Source organism: Sphingobium sp. TB-6 (genome assembly GCF_012927365.1).
Classification (GTDB): Bacteria; Pseudomonadota; Alphaproteobacteria; order Sphingomonadales; family Sphingomonadaceae; genus Sphingobium.
The window spans coordinates 102,597-119,440 of record NZ_JABBGL010000012.1; the positions used below are offsets into that span (position 1 = coordinate 102,597).

The following is a 16,844-nucleotide window of genomic DNA, read 5'->3' on the forward strand; positions in this document are numbered from 1 at the left end:
CCATGATCCAGGCGTCGCAGGGTTTTCAATCCAACAGGACGATCATGCTCAGCATGATGATCGGCGCGGTCGGCATCCTGATCCTTGGCATACAACCGCTGCTGCTTGGGGCTCTGCTGAACGCCGGCAAGATCAATGCGGTCGAACTTGGCTGGATTGCGACCGTCGAAGTACTCGGCATGGCGCTCGGCGTATGGATCGGCGCGCGGTTGATGGCGGGATCGCAAGGAAAGCGGATCGCCGTCGCGGCCTGCCTGCTGATGGCGCTCGCCAATGCAATCACGCCGAGCGCCGACACGGTGATGACGATCGCATGGGCGCGATCGCTGGCGGGGCTTGCGGAAGGCGCGATGATCGCCGTCTCGATCCTGACCATTAGCCATGGCGCGGCGCCGGCCCGGCTCAACGCGATCTATCTTACGGCTGGGGCGACGCCGCAGCTTGTCTTCGCCTATCTGCTGCCCGTCAAAGTCTTTCCCGTCTATGGGGTGGAATCGGGTTTCTACATATTGGCGGGGGTGGGTTTATTGTCGGCCGCGCTTGCCGTGGTCATTCGCGATCGCCTCGCGCCCGAGCCCGAGGAGGCGGGCGGCCGCGTCGCCTGGACGCCCAAGGTCGTGCTGGCGCTGGCCGCCACCCTCGTCACCGCCTCCGCGATTGGCGCCTGCTGGAGCTATGCCGAACCGATGGGCGCGCGCCAGGGTCTGACGACGGCGTCGGTCGGCGTGGCGATCACCATCAGCTTGGCGTTTCAGATCATCGGCAGCCTCGTCGTCGCATTGGTCGGTTATCGATTGCCCTTCCGTCTGGTGCTGCCGGGCGGCGTCATCGTGCAGGCTGCGGCGGTCATGACGCTGATCGCGATACCCGGCATTGTCGGTTTCAGTTTCGGCCTGGCGGTGTTCGGCTTCTGCTGGCAAGCCTGCCTGCCGTTCGCGATGGATCTTGTCATAGAGGCTGACGCGTCGCGGATGACGGCTCCTCTCGTCATGCCGCTGACATTGGCGGGCTTGAGCATGGGGCCGCTGATCGCCTCCGCCCTGGTGGGCGCCAGCGTGATCGGGGCATTCGTCTTCGGCATTGCGGCATTTGTGACGGCGGCGGGACTGTATCTCTTCATCTTCCGTCCAGGATCAGCCCCGCCGGTCCGCTTAGCCAGCCTCGACGGCTGACAGCTTCGCCACTATATTGCGCGTGATCTGCGCAACCTGCGGATCGGCCAGCGCGTAAGTCCAGTCGGTCGTGCCGCCGCTGAAGACGGTGCCGCCGCCTTGTCGAGTATAGCATCCCATTACGGCGTGACCGTGCGCGAAGCGTTGCAGCGTCGCTTCATCGCGGTTGCCCGCGACCTGCTGGCAGACAAGTTCGAGGTCGGAGAGGCTGCCTTCGGGATAGAGTCCCTCGGGCGCGGTTTGCCGCGTCCACAGCGCCACCGGCGCAATGCCGATGATTTCGAAGTTCGGCGGCGTTCCATCCTCCCCAGTCGGAAACGGCAGTCCGTCGCGCAACGTCAGCGCGCAGCCGTCGCACTCATAGCCGACAAGCGACAGGTCGGCGCCAAGTTGATCGCCATAGCTAAGGCCAGTGCCCGCAAGCGCCCAGTGGTCGGCGCGGTAGATGGTATAGCCCCCGGCCGAAGCGGGTGTCGCACCAGCCAGACGGGCATATCCGCCACGGGTGAAGCTGAGGCCCGTCATCTCATTTTCCGGGCGGCGGGTGAGGGCGTGGGACCAGATGCCGCTATTGTGCCGCTCGTTCGGCGTGCCGATCACCGGATCGTCATCCACCGCGGCCTTGTAGGCGACCATCTGCTCGCCATTGCGTTCGATCCTGACCTGCCAATAAGCGGTGTTGCCGGACAGAAACGCCGCGTTCCCGCCATTTGCGATGAAGGTTTCGACCGTATCCCTCATCTCCCACGTCCAATATTCGTCATGGCCAACCGAAAGCATAAGCCGGTAGCGGGACAGGAGGTCGGGATAATCCTGAAGATCGGAACTGGCGGCATAGTCGACGGCGATGCCTTCCTTCTCCAGCCAGCGGGTGAATGCCTGGCCCCATTGGCCCCAGCTCGCCGCGCCTGTCCAGAGCGTCAGCCCCTGTTCGGCCGCCCATTTGCCGTAGGGCAGGCTGGTGTCGACCTCCTTGACGGTCGCCAGGCGATGGGCGTCGCGGGGAAGGCTGATGAAGCCGGGCGGCAGCGGCCGCTGGAACGATACGCGCGCCGCGCCAGCCGCATAGGCCGTGCCGTCCGCCGTGTAGGTGCTGGCGCCGCCGAAGAAATTATAGGCGTTCCAGGTGTTCGTCTCGATGACCCAGAGTATTGCGGCTTGCGGTGCCTTCGCCCGCACGATCAGGAAGGCTTCCGCCGTCTCGCCGTCGGATGAGGTGAGCTGGATCTTGTGGAAGCCGCTTCGCCAATCATCGCCTACCGGAAAGGATAGTGCGACAGGCCATCCGCAGCCATTTTCCACGGCGTCGCCGGGCACCGGATAATATTCGCCTGCGATGTCACCGGCTCGATACACAGTCCTAGGCTCTATGCCGTCCCGGATGACCTCCACGCCGAACCATTTGGCATCGGTCGATACGCAAAGTTCTACGAGGTCTCCGCCTGCATAGGATCGTTTGCGACAATAAGCTTGAAGCATGTCTTCACTCCCGCATCACTTAAAGGCTTATAACACGATTACTATCGATTAAACACTCTTTCTGTTCGTTGCAAGGGAGGTGAGGAATGTTCTCGTTCTCGGAACAGATCAAAGAATAATATCGAAAAACCAAAAGAAATAAGCTTATTTTCCGAGGTTTATGGAACCGCCGAAGAAATGAGCGACTCTCCTCTTGACGAGACATTATACGATATATATCGATTAACTTTCATAAGGCCAGGGCGTTTGAACGCGATGAAGGGCTGAATTCGTCCAGCATAAAAAGGGAGCGCGACGGGCATTCGCCGTCGCGAAATTCAGGGAAGGGAATATCAATGACCAAGGAGCCTCGTCATAGTCTTTTCGTTTCCGCCTCAGCACTTTCGCTGACAGCTGCCGGCTTGCTGTTGGGCGTTTCACCCGCCCAATCCCAGATCGCCGGAGAGCCCGCCTCCGAGGCGGCGGGCGATGAGGCTTCCGCGCCAAGATTGGACGCTGGCGACATCGTGGTGACGGCGCAGAAACGATCGGAATCGGTCAACAAGGTCGGCATGTCGATCACGGCTTTCAGCGGCGACCAGCTTGTGCGGCAGGGCGTTGTCGATACCTCGCAACTGATCAAGGTCGTTCCTGGCTTCAACTTCACGCAATCGGCCTACGCCACGCCCGTCTACACGATACGCGGCATCGGTTTCCAGGAGAACAGCCTGGCCGCAAGTCCGGCAGTCAGCATCTATGTGGACGAGGTTCCGATCCCGTTTCCCGCTGAAGCCGACGGCGCGGCGCTCGATCTGGAGCGCGTCGAGGTGCTCAAGGGGCCGCAGGGCACGCTCTACGGCCAGAACTCGACGGGCGGCGCGGTCAACTACATCGCCGCCAAGCCGACCGATCGTCTCGCCGCCGGTGTCGACCTGAGCTACGGTCGCTTCAACACGGTCGATGCGCAGGCCTATGTCAGCGGCCCGTTGTCTGATACGTTGAAGGTCCGGCTAGCGGTGCGCGGCCTTCGCGGAGACGATTGGCAGCGAAGCTATACGCGCAACGACACGCTGGGACGGCAGGCCAAGGTGCAGGGACGGCTTCTGATCGATTGGCAGCCGTTGGAAAGGCTGAAAATATCGATCAACCTGAATGCATGGCGGGATCGATCCGACACGCCCGCCGCACAGGCGATCGGCATCGCGCCGCAGACCGACCTGGTTCCCATTCCCGCCGGTCTTCAGGCCTATCCACTGGCGCCGCGCAGCAGCCGCGCCGCCGATTGGGACCCGAACACGTCCTTCCGGCGGGACAATTATTTCCTGCACGGATCGGCGCGTCTCGATTATTCGCTGACGGACGATGTGACGATCACATCCATTTCCGCCTATCAATATTTCGACCGGGACCAGCCGATCGATTCGGACGGGACGAGTTTCCAGAATTTCTATGTACTGCAAACCGGACATGTCTCGACCTTTTTTCAGGAACTCCGCCTCAGCGGGGATTTCGGTTCGGCCGGGCACTGGATCGTCGGCGGCAACTATAGTTCCGACCGCACGCTGGACAGCAATCTGATCCTTTTCCGGGATTCCAGCTCGTCCTCGGCGCTTGGCCTGCCCTTGACCGATCTGGTCAATCAGACGCGGCAGAACATCAAGACCGCCGCCATTTACGGCAATGTCGATTATGAAATCGCGCCGTCGGTCACGCTGCATGGCGGCCTTCGCTACACGGATGTGCGCCGCTCCTTCGCCGGTTGCAGTTTCGATGCGGGCAGCGGTGAAGCGTCTGCGGTCTTCGGCCTTCTGTCGAACGTCCTGCGCGGCGTCGCGGGGCCGTCCACGCTGGCGCCGGGGGCTTGCGGCACGATTCTGCCCGACCTTAGCAACGGCATCGTTCGCGACAGGCTGAACCAGGACAATATATCCTGGCGCGCGGGCCTGGACTGGCAGGTCGATCCGCAGACGTTGCTCTATGCCAATGTGAGCCGTGGTTATAAATCGGGCAGCTTCCCGACGCTTTCGGCGTCTTCCTCCGTGCAATTCTCGCCCGTCACGCAGGAAACCGTGCTGGCGTTCGAGGCTGGTTTCAAATTGTCGCTGCTGGACCGCAAGGTGCAGTTGAACGGTGCGGGTTTCTATTACAAATATGAAGACAAGCAGATCCGCGGCAAGCTTCAGGACCCGATCTTCGGCAATCTCGAGGCGCTCATCAACATCCCCAAATCGCACATACAGGGGTTCGAACTGTCGGCGGTGCTGCGCCCGGTCGAGGGGCTCACCATCTCGCCGGCCGTGACCCATATACTCTCGGAGATAGACGGTACTTTCTCCAACTTCACGCCGTTGGGCGTGCAGGGCAATTTCGCCGGAGAGCGCTTCCCGTACACGCCCAAATGGTCCGGTAATCTTGACGCCGAATATCGCTGGGCGATGAACGATCGGGTCGGCTTCTTCATCGGCGCGAACGCCAATCACCAGGGCGCAACGAATGGCGGTTTTGGCGAATTGCCGGAGTTCAGGGTGCGCTCCTACACGCTGATCGACGTGCGCGCCGGCATTGAGGATCCGTCGGGCAAGTGGCGCATCGGCGCGTTCGGGCGCAACATCACCAACCAATATTATTGGAGCTCGGCCAGCCATCTTGTCGACGTTATCACCCGCTATGCCGGTATACCCGCCACCTACGGCGTGCAGTTCAGCTACAAATATTGAGGAAGGCGACCGATGAAGGTGCTGGAGGGTAAAGTGGCCGTCGTGACCGGTGCCTCAAAGGGCATCGGTGCGGATATTGCGGGTGGGATGGCCGCCGCCGGCGCATCCGTCATCGTCAACTACAGCGCCGACCGGGCGGGTGCGGAGGCGGTGGCCGGGAATATCCGGCGGGCCGGCGGCAAGGCCGAGGTGGTTCAGGGCGATGTTCGCGAGGAACATGTCTCGAGGGCGCTGATGCAAACCGCTGTGGATGTGTTCGGCAGGCTGGATATCGTGGTGAACAATGCGGGCTACTATCATTATCAGAGCCTGGAGGAGATCACGGTCGAAAGTTTCCATCAGCATTTCGACGTGAATCTGCTTGGGCCCATTTTGATGATGAGGGAGGCGGCGGCCCTTATGGGACCAGAAGGCGGGTCCATCATCAATATCGGCTCGGCAGCGGCGCGGGCGATCCTGCCCACCACCGCAATCTACAGCGCGACGAAGGCCGCGCTCGGCAAGGTCACCTCCATCTTCGCCAAGGAGTTGGGACCGCGCAATATCCGGGTCAATGTGATTCATCCCGGCGCGGTCGAGACGGAGGGGGTGCGGGCGGCTGGACTGCTGGGCGGCGAGTGGGAACGCGGCTTGGTCGACGCGACGCCGCTGGGCCGGATAGGACAGGTCGACGACATCACCCCGGTGACGATTTTCCTGGCGTCTGACGAAGCGCGATGGATCACCGGAGAGGCGATTCACGTGACAGGCGGCTTCTGACCGCGTATCAACCCCCGATAGCGTCCATAACATCATCATCGAGCCCAATGTCTCAAACCCCACCTCCTTCGAAGAAAACGAAAAAAACCAAGGAAATCGCCGCGAACGCGACTATTCCGCGCGCGCCGCAGCGGGTGCAGGGGCGGTTGCGCTTCGAACTGCTGGTTGACACGACCGATCGGCTGATCGGTGAACGCGGCGCGGGCGATCTCAGCCTCTATGACATTGCGGAGGCAGCGGGCGTGCCCGCCGCTTCGGTCTATCATTTCTTTCCCAGCATGGCGGCTGCGGTCGTGGCGGTGGCGCAGCGCTATCTCCAGATTTTCGAGGAGATCATCGCCTCCGATCTCGACCATGCCGAGCTGGTGAACTGGCGGGACATCTTCCGCATCATAGGGGAGCGGGCGCGCCAGTTCTACAACGGGCATGAAGTGGTGCGGCGGCTTTTCCTGGGGTCGGAATATAGCTGGCAGGTGCGGATGGCGGACATCCAGGGCAATGAGAGCTATGCGCGCATATTGGCCCGCACCTATGAACGGCATTTTCACATCGCGGACCCGGATTTCCTGTGCCCCAAGATCGAGATCGCGATCGGGTTGAGCGACAGCGTCTGGTCCTTGTCCTGTCTTCGCCACAATATCATCACCGACGATTATGCGGTGGAAGCGGAGCGCGCCTATCATTCCTACCTGACCCGCTACATCGCTGAACTGGCGCCGAAGCGGACAGCGCCGATGGTCTCGCTGCCGTCGGAACGGGCTGCGGTGGGAAATGCCTGAGCGCGGATTGACTGCCTGAGGGGCAGAACGCCCCTTTAACTTCCCATGCCGAGCGGGCGGTTCCGAGCGGAGCCTCCCCTTCGCCGCGCGTCGTCATCGACGGTCGTGGATGACCCATAGTGTCCCTTCACCTAATAACAGATAATTATTCGTTTAAATTCCAATTTCACGGAATTATATGCATTTCATCTATTGAATAATCGATATTTATCTGTGATTGTGATGCCTCACCGATGAATGAACAGTTGAGGCGAGGAAATAGTGGCTACACAGGCAACGGCATCAGCGACGGCCGAAACCGACCTTCGGTATCATTTGCATCCGATGACCCGGACTTCGAACCGGAATGTCGAGGATGTGACGGTCATCGAACGGGCCAAGGGCAGCTATGTCACGATTGATGGGCGGGACTATCTCGACGGGCTTTCGGGGCTTGGCTGCGTCAATATCGGTTACGGCAATGAGTCGGTCTGTAGCGCGGCGGCGGAGGCCATGGCGCGCCTCAGCTATTCGCACGGCTTCGCCGGTCTGACCAATGAGAATGCCGCTTCGCTCGCCAGCAAGCTTGTTGCGATGAATGGCGACGTGTTCGACCGCTTTTTCTTCGCGTCGACAGGATCGGACGCCAATGAAAGCGCGATCAAGATAGCCTATTATTATTGGCTGCTGCGCGGCCAGCCGGAAAAGCGCATGCTCATTGCGCGCAAGCATGGCTATCATGGCAATACGATCGTGGCGACAAGTCTGACGGGGCTCGATCTCTATCATCCGCAGTTCGGCCTGCCGTTGCCGGGCCTGGTCCGCCATGCGGACGCGCCCTTTCATTACAAATATGGAAATGGGCTCGATCCGGACGCTTTCGGACTCGAAGCGGCGCGATCGATCGAGCGCATCATCCTGGAGGTTGGCGCCGACAAGATCGCTGTTTTTGTCGCTGAACCGATTCAGGCGACCGCCGGGATCATCGTTCCTCCCTCTTCCTACTGGGCGGAAGTGCGGCGCATCTGCGACCGGCACGACATTCTCCTGATAGCGGATGAGGTCGTCACCGGCTTCGGCAAGACGGGCGAGATGTTCGGCTATCAGAAATTCGGTTTCGAGCCGGACATGATAACCCTGGCCAAGGGACTGACCTCCGGTTATTTCCCGATGTCGGCTGTCGGCGTCTCGAAGAAGGTCACGTCGGTGTTGGACGCTTCTCCGGACGATTTCGAGCATGGCTTCACCTATTGCGCGCATCCGGTCGGCGCGGCTGTCGCGCTGGCGAATATCGCCGTCATTGAAAATGGACTGGCGCAGCGCGTGTCGCGCGAGATCGAACCGGCGATCGTCGAGGGGCTGAAGGGCGTGGACCAGTTCGGCATCGTTGGCGATGTTCGCGGGATCGGCGTCATGGCGGCGGTCGAGTTCAAGGCGGCCAGCGGCAAGGAAGAGGATGTGGCGGCGCTCTGTCACCGCGTCAATCTCGGATTGTTCGAGCGAGGCGTGATTGCGCGCGAACTTTGGGGAAGCGTGGCGTTCATCTTCCCGTTGATCGTCACGGTGGAGGAGTTGCAACGGACTTTTGCCGCGCTCCGTGAAGTGATCGCCGCCGTCGACGCCGATCCCGAGTGAGCTGGTTCACCGGTCGTCAGGCAGACACGGTGCCGGAAGGAAATCTGCTACCAAAATAAAGACGATTATCATGGTCCTTGGCTTTTTCGAACCTACGCCCGACGCCCGCAGGGCGCATTTCGCGCCGCTGACGCCTCTGTCATTCCTGCCGAGAACTGCGACGCTCTATCCTGAGCGGGTCGCTCTCGTTCATGGCGCGCTGCGGCAGACATGGAAGCAAACCTACGGTCGCTGCCTGCGACTGGCCTCGGCCTTGCGAAGTCGCGGCATTGGTCGCGGTGATATCGTAGCGATCATCGCACCCAATACTCCTGCCATGTACGAATCACATTTCGGTGTTCCGATGGCGGGTGCGGTGCTCAATACACTCAACACGCGGCTCAAGGCTGAAGAGATCGCATTCCAGCTTGCCCATAGCGGCGCGCGCATCCTTCTGGTTGATCGCGAATTCGCTGAAACCGTTATTTCCGCCATCGCGATGCTCGCCAATCCTCCTGCCGTCGTCGATATCGATGACGCACTTTATACCGGAACCGGAGTCCGCGCCGGCAGACTCGATTATGAGGCGCTTCTGGAAGAAGGCTCGACCAGCGGTGAGTGGATGCTGCCGGAAGACGAGCGTGAGCCCATATCCCTCAATTACACCTCCGGCACGACAGGGGATCCCAAGGGCGTGGTGACTCATCACCGCGGTGCCCATCTCAACGCGCTCGCGCAGATCATTACATGGTCGATGCCGCAAAACCCGGTCTATCTTTGGACGCTGCCGATGTTTCATTGCAACGGCTGGTGTTTCCCCTGGACGATAGCCGCTCAGGGCGGGACCAATATCTGCCTCCGGCGCGTCGATCCGCCCTTTGTCCTCGACCTTGTCGAAGCGCATGGTGTTTCGCACATGTGCGGTGCGCCGATCGTGTACGCGATGCTCGTCGATGAATTGGCGAGGCAGAAAAAAATGCTGTCTCGTCCCGTGAAAGGATTGGTTGCAGGCGCGGCCCCGCCCAGCGCGCTGATCGAAGGCGGGGAGCGCAGAGGCTTCGATCTAACCCATGTCTATGGTCTTACGGAGGTCTATGGGCCTGCCGCGGTCTGCGTGAAGCAGCCCGAATGGGCCGGGACATCAGCCGAGGAACGAGCCCGGCTCAATGCCCGGCAGGGCGTCGCCATGATCTCGCAACAGGCAATGTGCGTTCTGGACCCCACGACGATGACGCCGGTGCCGGCTGACGGCGAAACGGTGGGCGAGATCATGTTCCGGGGGAATGCCACGATGAGCGGCTATCTCAACAATCCGGAGGCGACCGCTGCGGCGTTCGCGGGCGGCTGGTTTCATACGGGCGACCTTGCCGTTCTGGATCCCGACGGCTATGCTCGGATCACCGATCGTTCGAAAGATGTGATCATTTCCGGTGGAGAGAATATCTCCTCCCTCGAAGTTGAAGATGTTCTTCACCAGCATTCCGCCGTGTTGATCGCTGCGGTAGTTGCCAAGCCGGATGCTCGCTGGGGCGAGGTGCCGTGCGCTTTCATCGAAGTGCGCGACGGCCACGCTGTCAATGCGGCGGAGTTGCAAGCATTTTGTCGCTCGCATCTTGCCGGCTATAAGACGCCGAAGGACTTCTCATTCGGAGTCATTCCGAAGACATCGACCGGGAAGATCCAGAAGATGATCCTGCGTGAACGGGCGCGCAAGCTTGGCGAGAAGGCAGGTTAGAGCAAACCGATATCCGGAGCGACTTCCTCGACATGATGGCGCAAGTCTTCGCAAAGTTCGATAGCTTGCATAAGCGCAGCGGTGATTTCGGGACCAAGCGGCTTGCTATCAAAAAATTTGGTCTGATGCAATCAGATTGCAAGCCGCCTTAATATGCAAAGAATTTGAATGGTTGTAGTTGAGCGAACAATGCCTCACGACTTCTCACGCCGATCTTCGAATAGATACGGCGGATATGCGTCCTGACTGTTTCCAGGGAAATTTTCAGATTTCCTGAAATCTGTTCCGCATTCATGCCGCTCATCATTGCGTTCAATATTTTATGCTCGCCATTGGTAAGCCGGTATATGTCCTTGACGTCATCGGATATGATCGATCGATCGATGAAATGCTGTGCGGAAAAGAAGATGAGGCCGATCAGTTTGCTCCCCGGACTGGTTTCGATCAGCCTTCCGCGAATGATGAGATAATCTTTCTTGACGGGCAGAATGACCATCGACGATGCCGCGCTGGACCCCGCATGGGCAACGAACAACTCAAGGCGCGACTGATTATCCGGTTGGAGGGCGAAGAGGCGGTCGTCCTGTTCCTGTAAATCCGACGAATGCTGCAGCAGCGCCATGGCGGCTCTGTTCTGCCAATGCAGGCGCAAAGAGCGATCGATTATCGCGTGCGGAATCGGATCGGCATCGACCCAGCTCGCAAAAACCGACTCTCCATTCGCCATGGAGCCTTCAGCCACACATACCCCCCGGCAGCAGCCTCTATTTCTAATCCATATCTATCGAATCGACAGCTATAACTTACGATATAGTTAGATTAATAAATTTGTCCTTAACAAAATTAATGAAGCCATGTCCCGATTTTGTACAAACCAGGCCGATTTTAATTGATGCGGCCGGAAATATGTCAGAATCGCACCGAAATCTGCGACTTTCATGAATTTTTATACGCTGCTGCCGTTCCGTATTAACCATTAAAGCGGAGTGATACCCAATATTGAGTATTAACTTTCGTTAGATATATATTAATACTTTCGTTCAGCTCCAGGGGTGGGGAAAGAGAGTCGCGCGCCCTCCCTGAAGTCACGGCCGGAAGCAGCCCCATTGGAGACGGGGGTGATTCAGGCCGCTTTTTGTAACAGATGGGGAAGTATTCCATGAAGAAGATGATCCTTGCCTCCGCGGCAGCAATGCTTGTCGCGAGTCCGGCCTTTGCGGCCAACTCGGCCACCGACCAGTTTCAGATCAATGCTCAGATCCCCGAAACCTGCACGATGCAGAACGTCAATGACGTGAACCTCGGCGCGCTGAACATTTCCACGACGGCGGGCAATGGCGCCCTGTTGCTCAGCAGCGATGCGACGCTGAACACCAACCAGTTCTGGGTTAGCTGCAACAAGCAGAACCAGATGACCCTTTCCGGTCCCGCCACGCTTCAGGGTTCGCGCGCCTTCCAGGCGGGCGTTGACGATGCCGGCTTCACCGATAAGCTGAACTATCGCGTTGAGGCTCTGAACTATTTCACGAGCGGCTCGCAGCCCAGCTTCTCCAGCGCGAACGGCGCCGAAAACCAGACCAGCCGTGGCCCCGTCCACCGCCAGGTGCGTCTGGCCGCGAAGGTGCTGTCGTCCGAAAACACGCTGCGTCCGCTGGCCGGCAACTATACGGGCACCGTCACCGTCACCGTCCAGACCGCGCTCTGAAGCACGGCTTGGATCAGGGCATTGAAGCCCCTGATCAGGTCGTCGCTCTGACGCGCAACCCATTTCAAGATTCAAGGAAATCCTTATGAAGAAGCTCCTTATGGCTGCCACGGCGGCAGCAGTCCTGATGGCTGGCACCCCCGCTTTCGCGGCCAGCACCGACAGCGATACGTTCGACATCAACGCATCGGTCGCCAAGACCTGCACGATGGAAAACATCACCGACATTCAGCTCGGCACGGTCAACGTCAACACCAATGCCGGCAGCACCGCGCTGTTCATCAACGATGTCGCCACCAGCTCGACCAGCCCCTTCTACGTGTCGTGCAACGACACCAACAGCATGACCATCTCGTCGGCCAATGCCGGCCGTTTGACCACCAGCACCCCGCTGACCGGCGCGGATGCAGGCTTCAAGAACACTATCAACTACTCGCTCGCCGCCGACAATTATCGCAATGGCGGTCTGCTGCAGCAGCCCGGTTTCCGTCGTTCGGCGCTGCTGGGTCTTATCCAGCTCAACAACGGCGCCTCGCGCGGCGCGCTGCATCGCCAGGTCAAGTTTGACGCGCTGGTCGATCCGCTGAACAACCTGGATGCCCGCCCCGTGGCCGGTACATACACCGACACCGTGACCATCACCGTCACCGCGAGCTGATCGCAGTATCTGCACAGGAAATCGGGGGAGCCCTTTCATGGCTTCCCCGATTTCCGCCGTTCATGATCGAGGGGGAAGAGGACGATGTTCCTCAAATGGGTGAAATTCGTTCTGCCGCTGCTTCTGTTGACAGGCATGGCGACCGGCGCGCAGGCTGCGCGGGTCACGCCGATGTCGGTGGATCTGGAGCCTCAGGGTACACGTTCCACGGCGCGGATCGAGGTCGCCAATAATGAAGACCGCCAGTTGCCGATGGAAGTGCGCATGTATCGCGGGGTCATCGGGGAGCGCGGCGAACTGACGCTGGAGCCCGCGGACGACCGTTTCATGGTCTTCCCGCCCCAGACGCTGATCGCGCCCAATGGCAAGCAGGTCTTCCGCATCCAATATCTGCCGGACGGTCCGCTGACGAAATCGGAAGTCTATTATGCGGCGGTCAGCCAGATTCCCGTCCAGCTTCCGGCCGAACAGTCGCGCATTCAGGTCGTGATGCGCTTCAACGTCCTCGTCAACGTCGTGCCCGACGGGACGGCGCCCGATCCGGTGGTGGCCCAGATCGCGCCGGTTTCCCGCGAGGTCGAGCTCGGTCCGGATGAAAAGGCGCCGCAGGACAAGGATGTCCGCAAGACCCGGACCGAAAATGGTCTGGAAGTGCGCATCGAGAACAAGGGCAATCGCTATTTCCCGGCAGGTCGGTCCGGCTGGGCAGTCAGCGGCACGGACAGCACTGGCAAGCCCTATAGCGCGGAATATAATGCCGCTCAGATGAGCGAAATGATCGGGATGGGAATCGTCGCGCCCGGTCAGGCCCGCATCTTTTTCATCCCGACTCCGGAAAAAATGGCGGCCGGAGCGACGGTGACGCTGAAGCGCTGATCCTTTGAACATGCCCGAGGGGGGCAGGGTGAGACATTTACTCTTCAGCGTCGCCACAGGCGCACTGGCCGCGTCGTCGACGGTCGCGCTGGCCCAGGCGGCCGAGCAGGGGGCAGCCGGCGCGCAGCCTCCGGCCGCGCCCGGACCCGCGGCTCGCCCCGGCGACAAGGGGCTGCAGATGACCCTGCCCCTTTTGCGGCAGGGCAATGTCTATGGCGATGTCGCCGCGACGGTCTATGTGGACGGGACGATCCTCTTCGATCGCCAGTCTCTGCTGGAGCATGTCGCGCCCCTGCTGTCGGAGAGTGGGCGGACCAAATTCGCGGCGGTCCTGCCCGCCACGCCTTCGGTTTCGGTTGCCGATGTGGAGAAGGCGGGCGTCACCCTCATCTACGATTCTTCCGAATTGCAGGTCCGCGTCGACCGTATTGACGGGACCATGGTCGCCGCCCAGGCATTGGGGGAAGCCGTGCGCTTTTCCTTGCCCGCGACCACACTCGAACCGGAGAAATTCAGCGCCTATCTGAACATGATCGGGGACATGCGGGTCAGCGATTTCCGCGACTTCGAAAAGCCTGCCCTCATCCTGCAGGGGGCGATGCGCTATCGCGGTGTCGTGTTGGAATTCGACGGCGGCTATGATCAGGCGCTGACCGGCGGTGGCGGCTTCTACCGGCGTCAGGCGCGGCTGGTCTATGACGAATATGAAAAGCAGCGCCGCTGGAGCGCGGGCGACCTTCAGCTCAATGGCCTGTCAATCACCTCCGGAACGCTGCTTGGCGGCATTGCCGTCGAAAAGGGCAGGCGGACCTTCACCGGCAGCACGCCGCTCCTTCAGCTTGGCGGGCAGCAGGTTCTGCTCGACCGCGATTCCACGGTCGACGTGATCGTCGACGGCCAGCAGGTGGAGCGGTTCCAGCTCAATTCGGGCACGTACGACCTGTCCCGGCTTCAAGCCCAATATGGCGGCCGCAACGCTCAGCTCTACGTCACGGATGTCAGCGGGCGGCGGCAGATCACCTCCTTCGATTCCTATTTCAACCCGTCCGACCTGATCGCCGGGGAAAGCGAATATGGCGCGGCGGTGGGCTTCGTGCCGACCGACTTCCGGGCCCAGCCGATCTACGGCCACTCTCCCGCATTGTCGGCCTATTATCGCCGCGGTATCAGTAACCGGCTGCTGCTCGGCGGCGCGGTGCAGGCGGGCAACGATGTGCAACTGGGCGCCATAGAGGTCATTTCCACGCCGCGCTCCATTCCCGGACGGTTCGAATTTTCCAGCGCGATCAGCACCGGACGAGGAACCGGCTATTCGCTGCGCGGCGCCTATTCGCTGCAATTCGGCTACGGCATTCAGGGCAAGCAATTGTCGGTCAGCGCCGATTATCGCAGCCGGAATTTCTCGACCCTGTCCGACGCCATCGGTTTCGGCCGTTTCCGGACCTTCACGCTGACTGCCAATTACGGCCAGCAATTGAGCGATCGCACCAGTCTGGTCGTCGGCGGCAACTGGTTCGAGCGGGAGGGGCTGAGGGGGACCAGGCTCGCCTTCGTCGATGTCATGCACCGGGCATCACGCTTCCGCCTCACCGGGGGGGTGGAATATGGCAAGGACGTGTTCGGGCGCAGCTTCGGCGCGCGCATCGCGCTGGTCGTGCCCTTCGGCCAGAAGACCCGCGCGGAGGCAGGCTATAACAGCCGCCGCGACGATGCCCGCCTCACCCTGACGCGCAGCTATGACGATAGGGTCGGCTCCTTCGGTTACGACATCGCCGCGCGCAATTCCGACGGCATGGCCTCGATCGACGGATCGGCCACCTATATCGGCAACCGCTTTTATTCGCGCTTCACCACCATCTCTTCGGGCAATGGTTTCTCGCGGATCGACGACCGACAGGACAGCCGCCTGCAGATCGGCACGTCGATCGCCGTGGCGGGGAACAGCGTCGCCATCGGCCGGCCGATTTCCGACAGCTTCCTTGTTGCCAAAGCCCATGAGGCGCTCAAGGACAAGCAGGTCGTGGTGGGACAGTCGGTGGACGACGGCAAGGTGGAGGCGCAAAGCGGCATCTGGGGTCCGGCGCTGGACGGGCGGCTCAATAGCTATAACCGACAGAGCATCCAATATGATCTGAAGAACGGGACGGACGGCTACGACATCGGCACGGGCGTGCATACCGTCAATCCGCCCTATAAGAGCGGCTATAAACTCGTCGTCGGCAGCGATGCGAACATCAGCGCCTATGGCTTCCTCTATTATGAAGGCGAGAAGGTCAGCCTGCTGGGCGGCACCATTTCGGCGGTGGACGATCCAGTCTTCGTGTCGCAACCCTTCTTCACCAACTCCGCGGGCCGTTTCGCGACGCAGGGGCTTCGTCCCGGCAAGAGCTATCGGGTGGAGCTGCGCAACCCGGATATGCAGTTCATGATTCACGTGCCCGCCGATACGAAATCCTTGCTACAACTGGGCGATGTGACCGCCCGCCCGGCCACCGGGACACAGGAGTGACTATGATGCGCCGATTTTGCCGCTACCTGGGTTTCGCGTCGCTCATCGTGCCGGGCCATGCACTGGCGGAATGCCGGCCCTCCTTCGTCGACGGCCCCCGCGAGGTGCGCCTTGCCGCCGGGGACAGCATGGACCAGCGGCAGTTGACCGAGCCCTTCCGGATCATGGTGCGCAATGACGGCGACAGCGAATGCCGCCTACGGCTGCGCGTGACGCGGGATCTGGGCGCGTCCGACGCCTCCTTCCCCAATTATATGCTGAACGGCCCCGGCGGGAATATTTCCGTGACCTCCGCTTCTCCAGCGGATGTATCGAGCGGCGGCGGCGTGGTCATCCTGCAACCGCATGGGCGGACGTCGGTCGGCTATACCGTCAACGTGCCGGTGAACTGGGGGATGCGGAGCGGCGATTATCGCCAGCAACTGGTCTTCGCCCTGTCCGAAGACAGCAGCAACGCCCCATTGGACGAGGTGCAACTCCGCCTGAAGCTGGAAATTCCGGCGACCGCCCGCATCCGCTTCGCTGGCGTCGGTGGGGAAGGGGGAGCTGCCCGGATCGATCTGGGCGAGCTGTCCACCACCATGCGGACAGTGTCGCAACCCTTCGCGGTGCGCGTGCTCAGCACATCGGGCTATCAGCTACGCTTTACGTCCCAATATGGCGGCATGCTCCGCCGCATCGACGGTCCGGACGTCATTCCTTACCGGCTGTTCGTGGATGGCCGCGCCTTCAACATGGCGACGGGCGATCAGATCAACGTCGGTGAACACACCGGATCGCTGGGCGACGTCCACGGCATTTCCATCACCGTCGATCCCGATCCGACCTGGCATGCGGGCAAATATACCGATCGGGTGACGGTGGCCGTCACGCCGATCTGATC

Annotated in this window: 13 protein-coding genes; 11 read left to right on the top strand and 2 right to left on the bottom strand. The window is 60.7% G+C overall.

Annotated features, from left to right (window positions below; all coding sequences use genetic code 11):
- The first annotated feature begins 2 nt into the window (after window positions 1–2).
- Window positions 3–1,172, top strand: coding sequence for an MFS transporter (locus HHL26_RS16600; RefSeq protein ID WP_169576221.1), 1,170 nt, complete (start codon window positions 3–5; stop codon window positions 1,170–1,172).
- On the opposite strand, the gene HHL26_RS16605 is transcribed toward HHL26_RS16600, so the two are convergent.
- Window positions 1,152–2,651 carry a N,N-dimethylformamidase beta subunit family domain-containing protein gene (locus HHL26_RS16605; RefSeq protein WP_169576222.1) on the bottom strand — a complete coding sequence of 500 codons (1,500 nt, stop codon included), beginning with the start codon at window positions 2,649–2,651 and terminating at the stop codon, window positions 1,152–1,154. The genes HHL26_RS16600 and HHL26_RS16605 overlap by 21 nt on opposite strands.
- Before the next feature lie 335 nt (window positions 2,652–2,986).
- Between HHL26_RS16605 and HHL26_RS16610 the strand changes: the two genes are divergently transcribed.
- From HHL26_RS16610 to HHL26_RS16630, 5 genes are all read left to right on the top strand, one after another.
- The gene (locus HHL26_RS16610) at window positions 2,987–5,347 is read left to right on the top strand and encodes a TonB-dependent receptor (protein WP_169576223.1); all 2,361 of its coding nucleotides are present in this window, start codon (window positions 2,987–2,989) and stop codon (window positions 5,345–5,347) included.
- A 12-nt stretch (window positions 5,348–5,359) separates the two neighbouring features.
- Window positions 5,360–6,106 (top strand): glucose 1-dehydrogenase, encoded by a 747-nt coding sequence (locus tag HHL26_RS16615; RefSeq protein WP_169576224.1) that lies wholly within the window; start codon window positions 5,360–5,362, stop codon window positions 6,104–6,106.
- A 47-nt stretch (window positions 6,107–6,153) separates the two neighbouring features.
- Complete coding sequence (locus HHL26_RS16620; RefSeq protein WP_169576225.1) at window positions 6,154–6,885, top strand: TetR/AcrR family transcriptional regulator; 732 nt, start codon at window positions 6,154–6,156, stop codon at window positions 6,883–6,885.
- 261 nt (window positions 6,886–7,146) lie between these two features.
- Entirely contained in the window at window positions 7,147–8,499 is a 1,353-nt protein-coding gene (locus tag HHL26_RS16625) for an aminotransferase class III-fold pyridoxal phosphate-dependent enzyme (protein WP_169576226.1), read from the top strand.
- Window positions 8,500–8,569: 70 nt separating this feature from the next.
- Window positions 8,570–10,213 (top strand): acyl-CoA synthetase, encoded by a 1,644-nt coding sequence (locus HHL26_RS16630; protein ID WP_169576227.1) that lies wholly within the window; start codon window positions 8,570–8,572, stop codon window positions 10,211–10,213.
- A gap of 148 nt (window positions 10,214–10,361) precedes the next feature.
- Here HHL26_RS16630 and HHL26_RS24610 read toward each other — a convergent pair whose 3' ends face one another.
- Entirely contained in the window at window positions 10,362–10,955 is a 594-nt protein-coding gene (locus tag HHL26_RS24610; protein ID WP_169576228.1) for a LuxR family transcriptional regulator, read from the bottom strand.
- Between the two features lie 417 nt (window positions 10,956–11,372).
- Between HHL26_RS24610 and HHL26_RS16640 the strand changes: the two genes are divergently transcribed.
- From HHL26_RS16640 to HHL26_RS16660, 5 genes are all read left to right on the top strand, one after another.
- The gene (locus HHL26_RS16640; protein WP_087574210.1) at window positions 11,373–11,918 is read left to right on the top strand and encodes a spore coat protein U domain-containing protein; all 546 of its coding nucleotides are present in this window, start codon (window positions 11,373–11,375) and stop codon (window positions 11,916–11,918) included.
- A gap of 85 nt (window positions 11,919–12,003) precedes the next feature.
- The gene (locus tag HHL26_RS16645; protein WP_087574209.1) at window positions 12,004–12,576 is read left to right on the top strand and encodes a spore coat protein U domain-containing protein; all 573 of its coding nucleotides are present in this window, start codon (window positions 12,004–12,006) and stop codon (window positions 12,574–12,576) included.
- Window positions 12,577–12,660: 84 nt separating this feature from the next.
- Window positions 12,661–13,452 carry a fimbria/pilus periplasmic chaperone gene (locus HHL26_RS16650; protein ID WP_066562615.1) on the top strand — a complete coding sequence of 264 codons (792 nt, stop codon included), beginning with the start codon at window positions 12,661–12,663 and terminating at the stop codon, window positions 13,450–13,452.
- Window positions 13,453–13,480: 28 nt separating this feature from the next.
- Window positions 13,481–15,961: a hypothetical protein gene (locus tag HHL26_RS16655; protein WP_169576229.1), complete on the top strand. Its 2,481-nt coding sequence runs from the start codon at window positions 13,481–13,483 to the stop codon at window positions 15,959–15,961.
- A gap of 2 nt (window positions 15,962–15,963) precedes the next feature.
- Window positions 15,964–16,842, top strand: a complete 879-nt coding sequence (locus tag HHL26_RS16660; protein ID WP_145907611.1) for a hypothetical protein — start codon at window positions 15,964–15,966, stop codon at window positions 16,840–16,842.
- The last annotated feature ends 2 nt before the right edge of the window (window positions 16,843–16,844 follow it).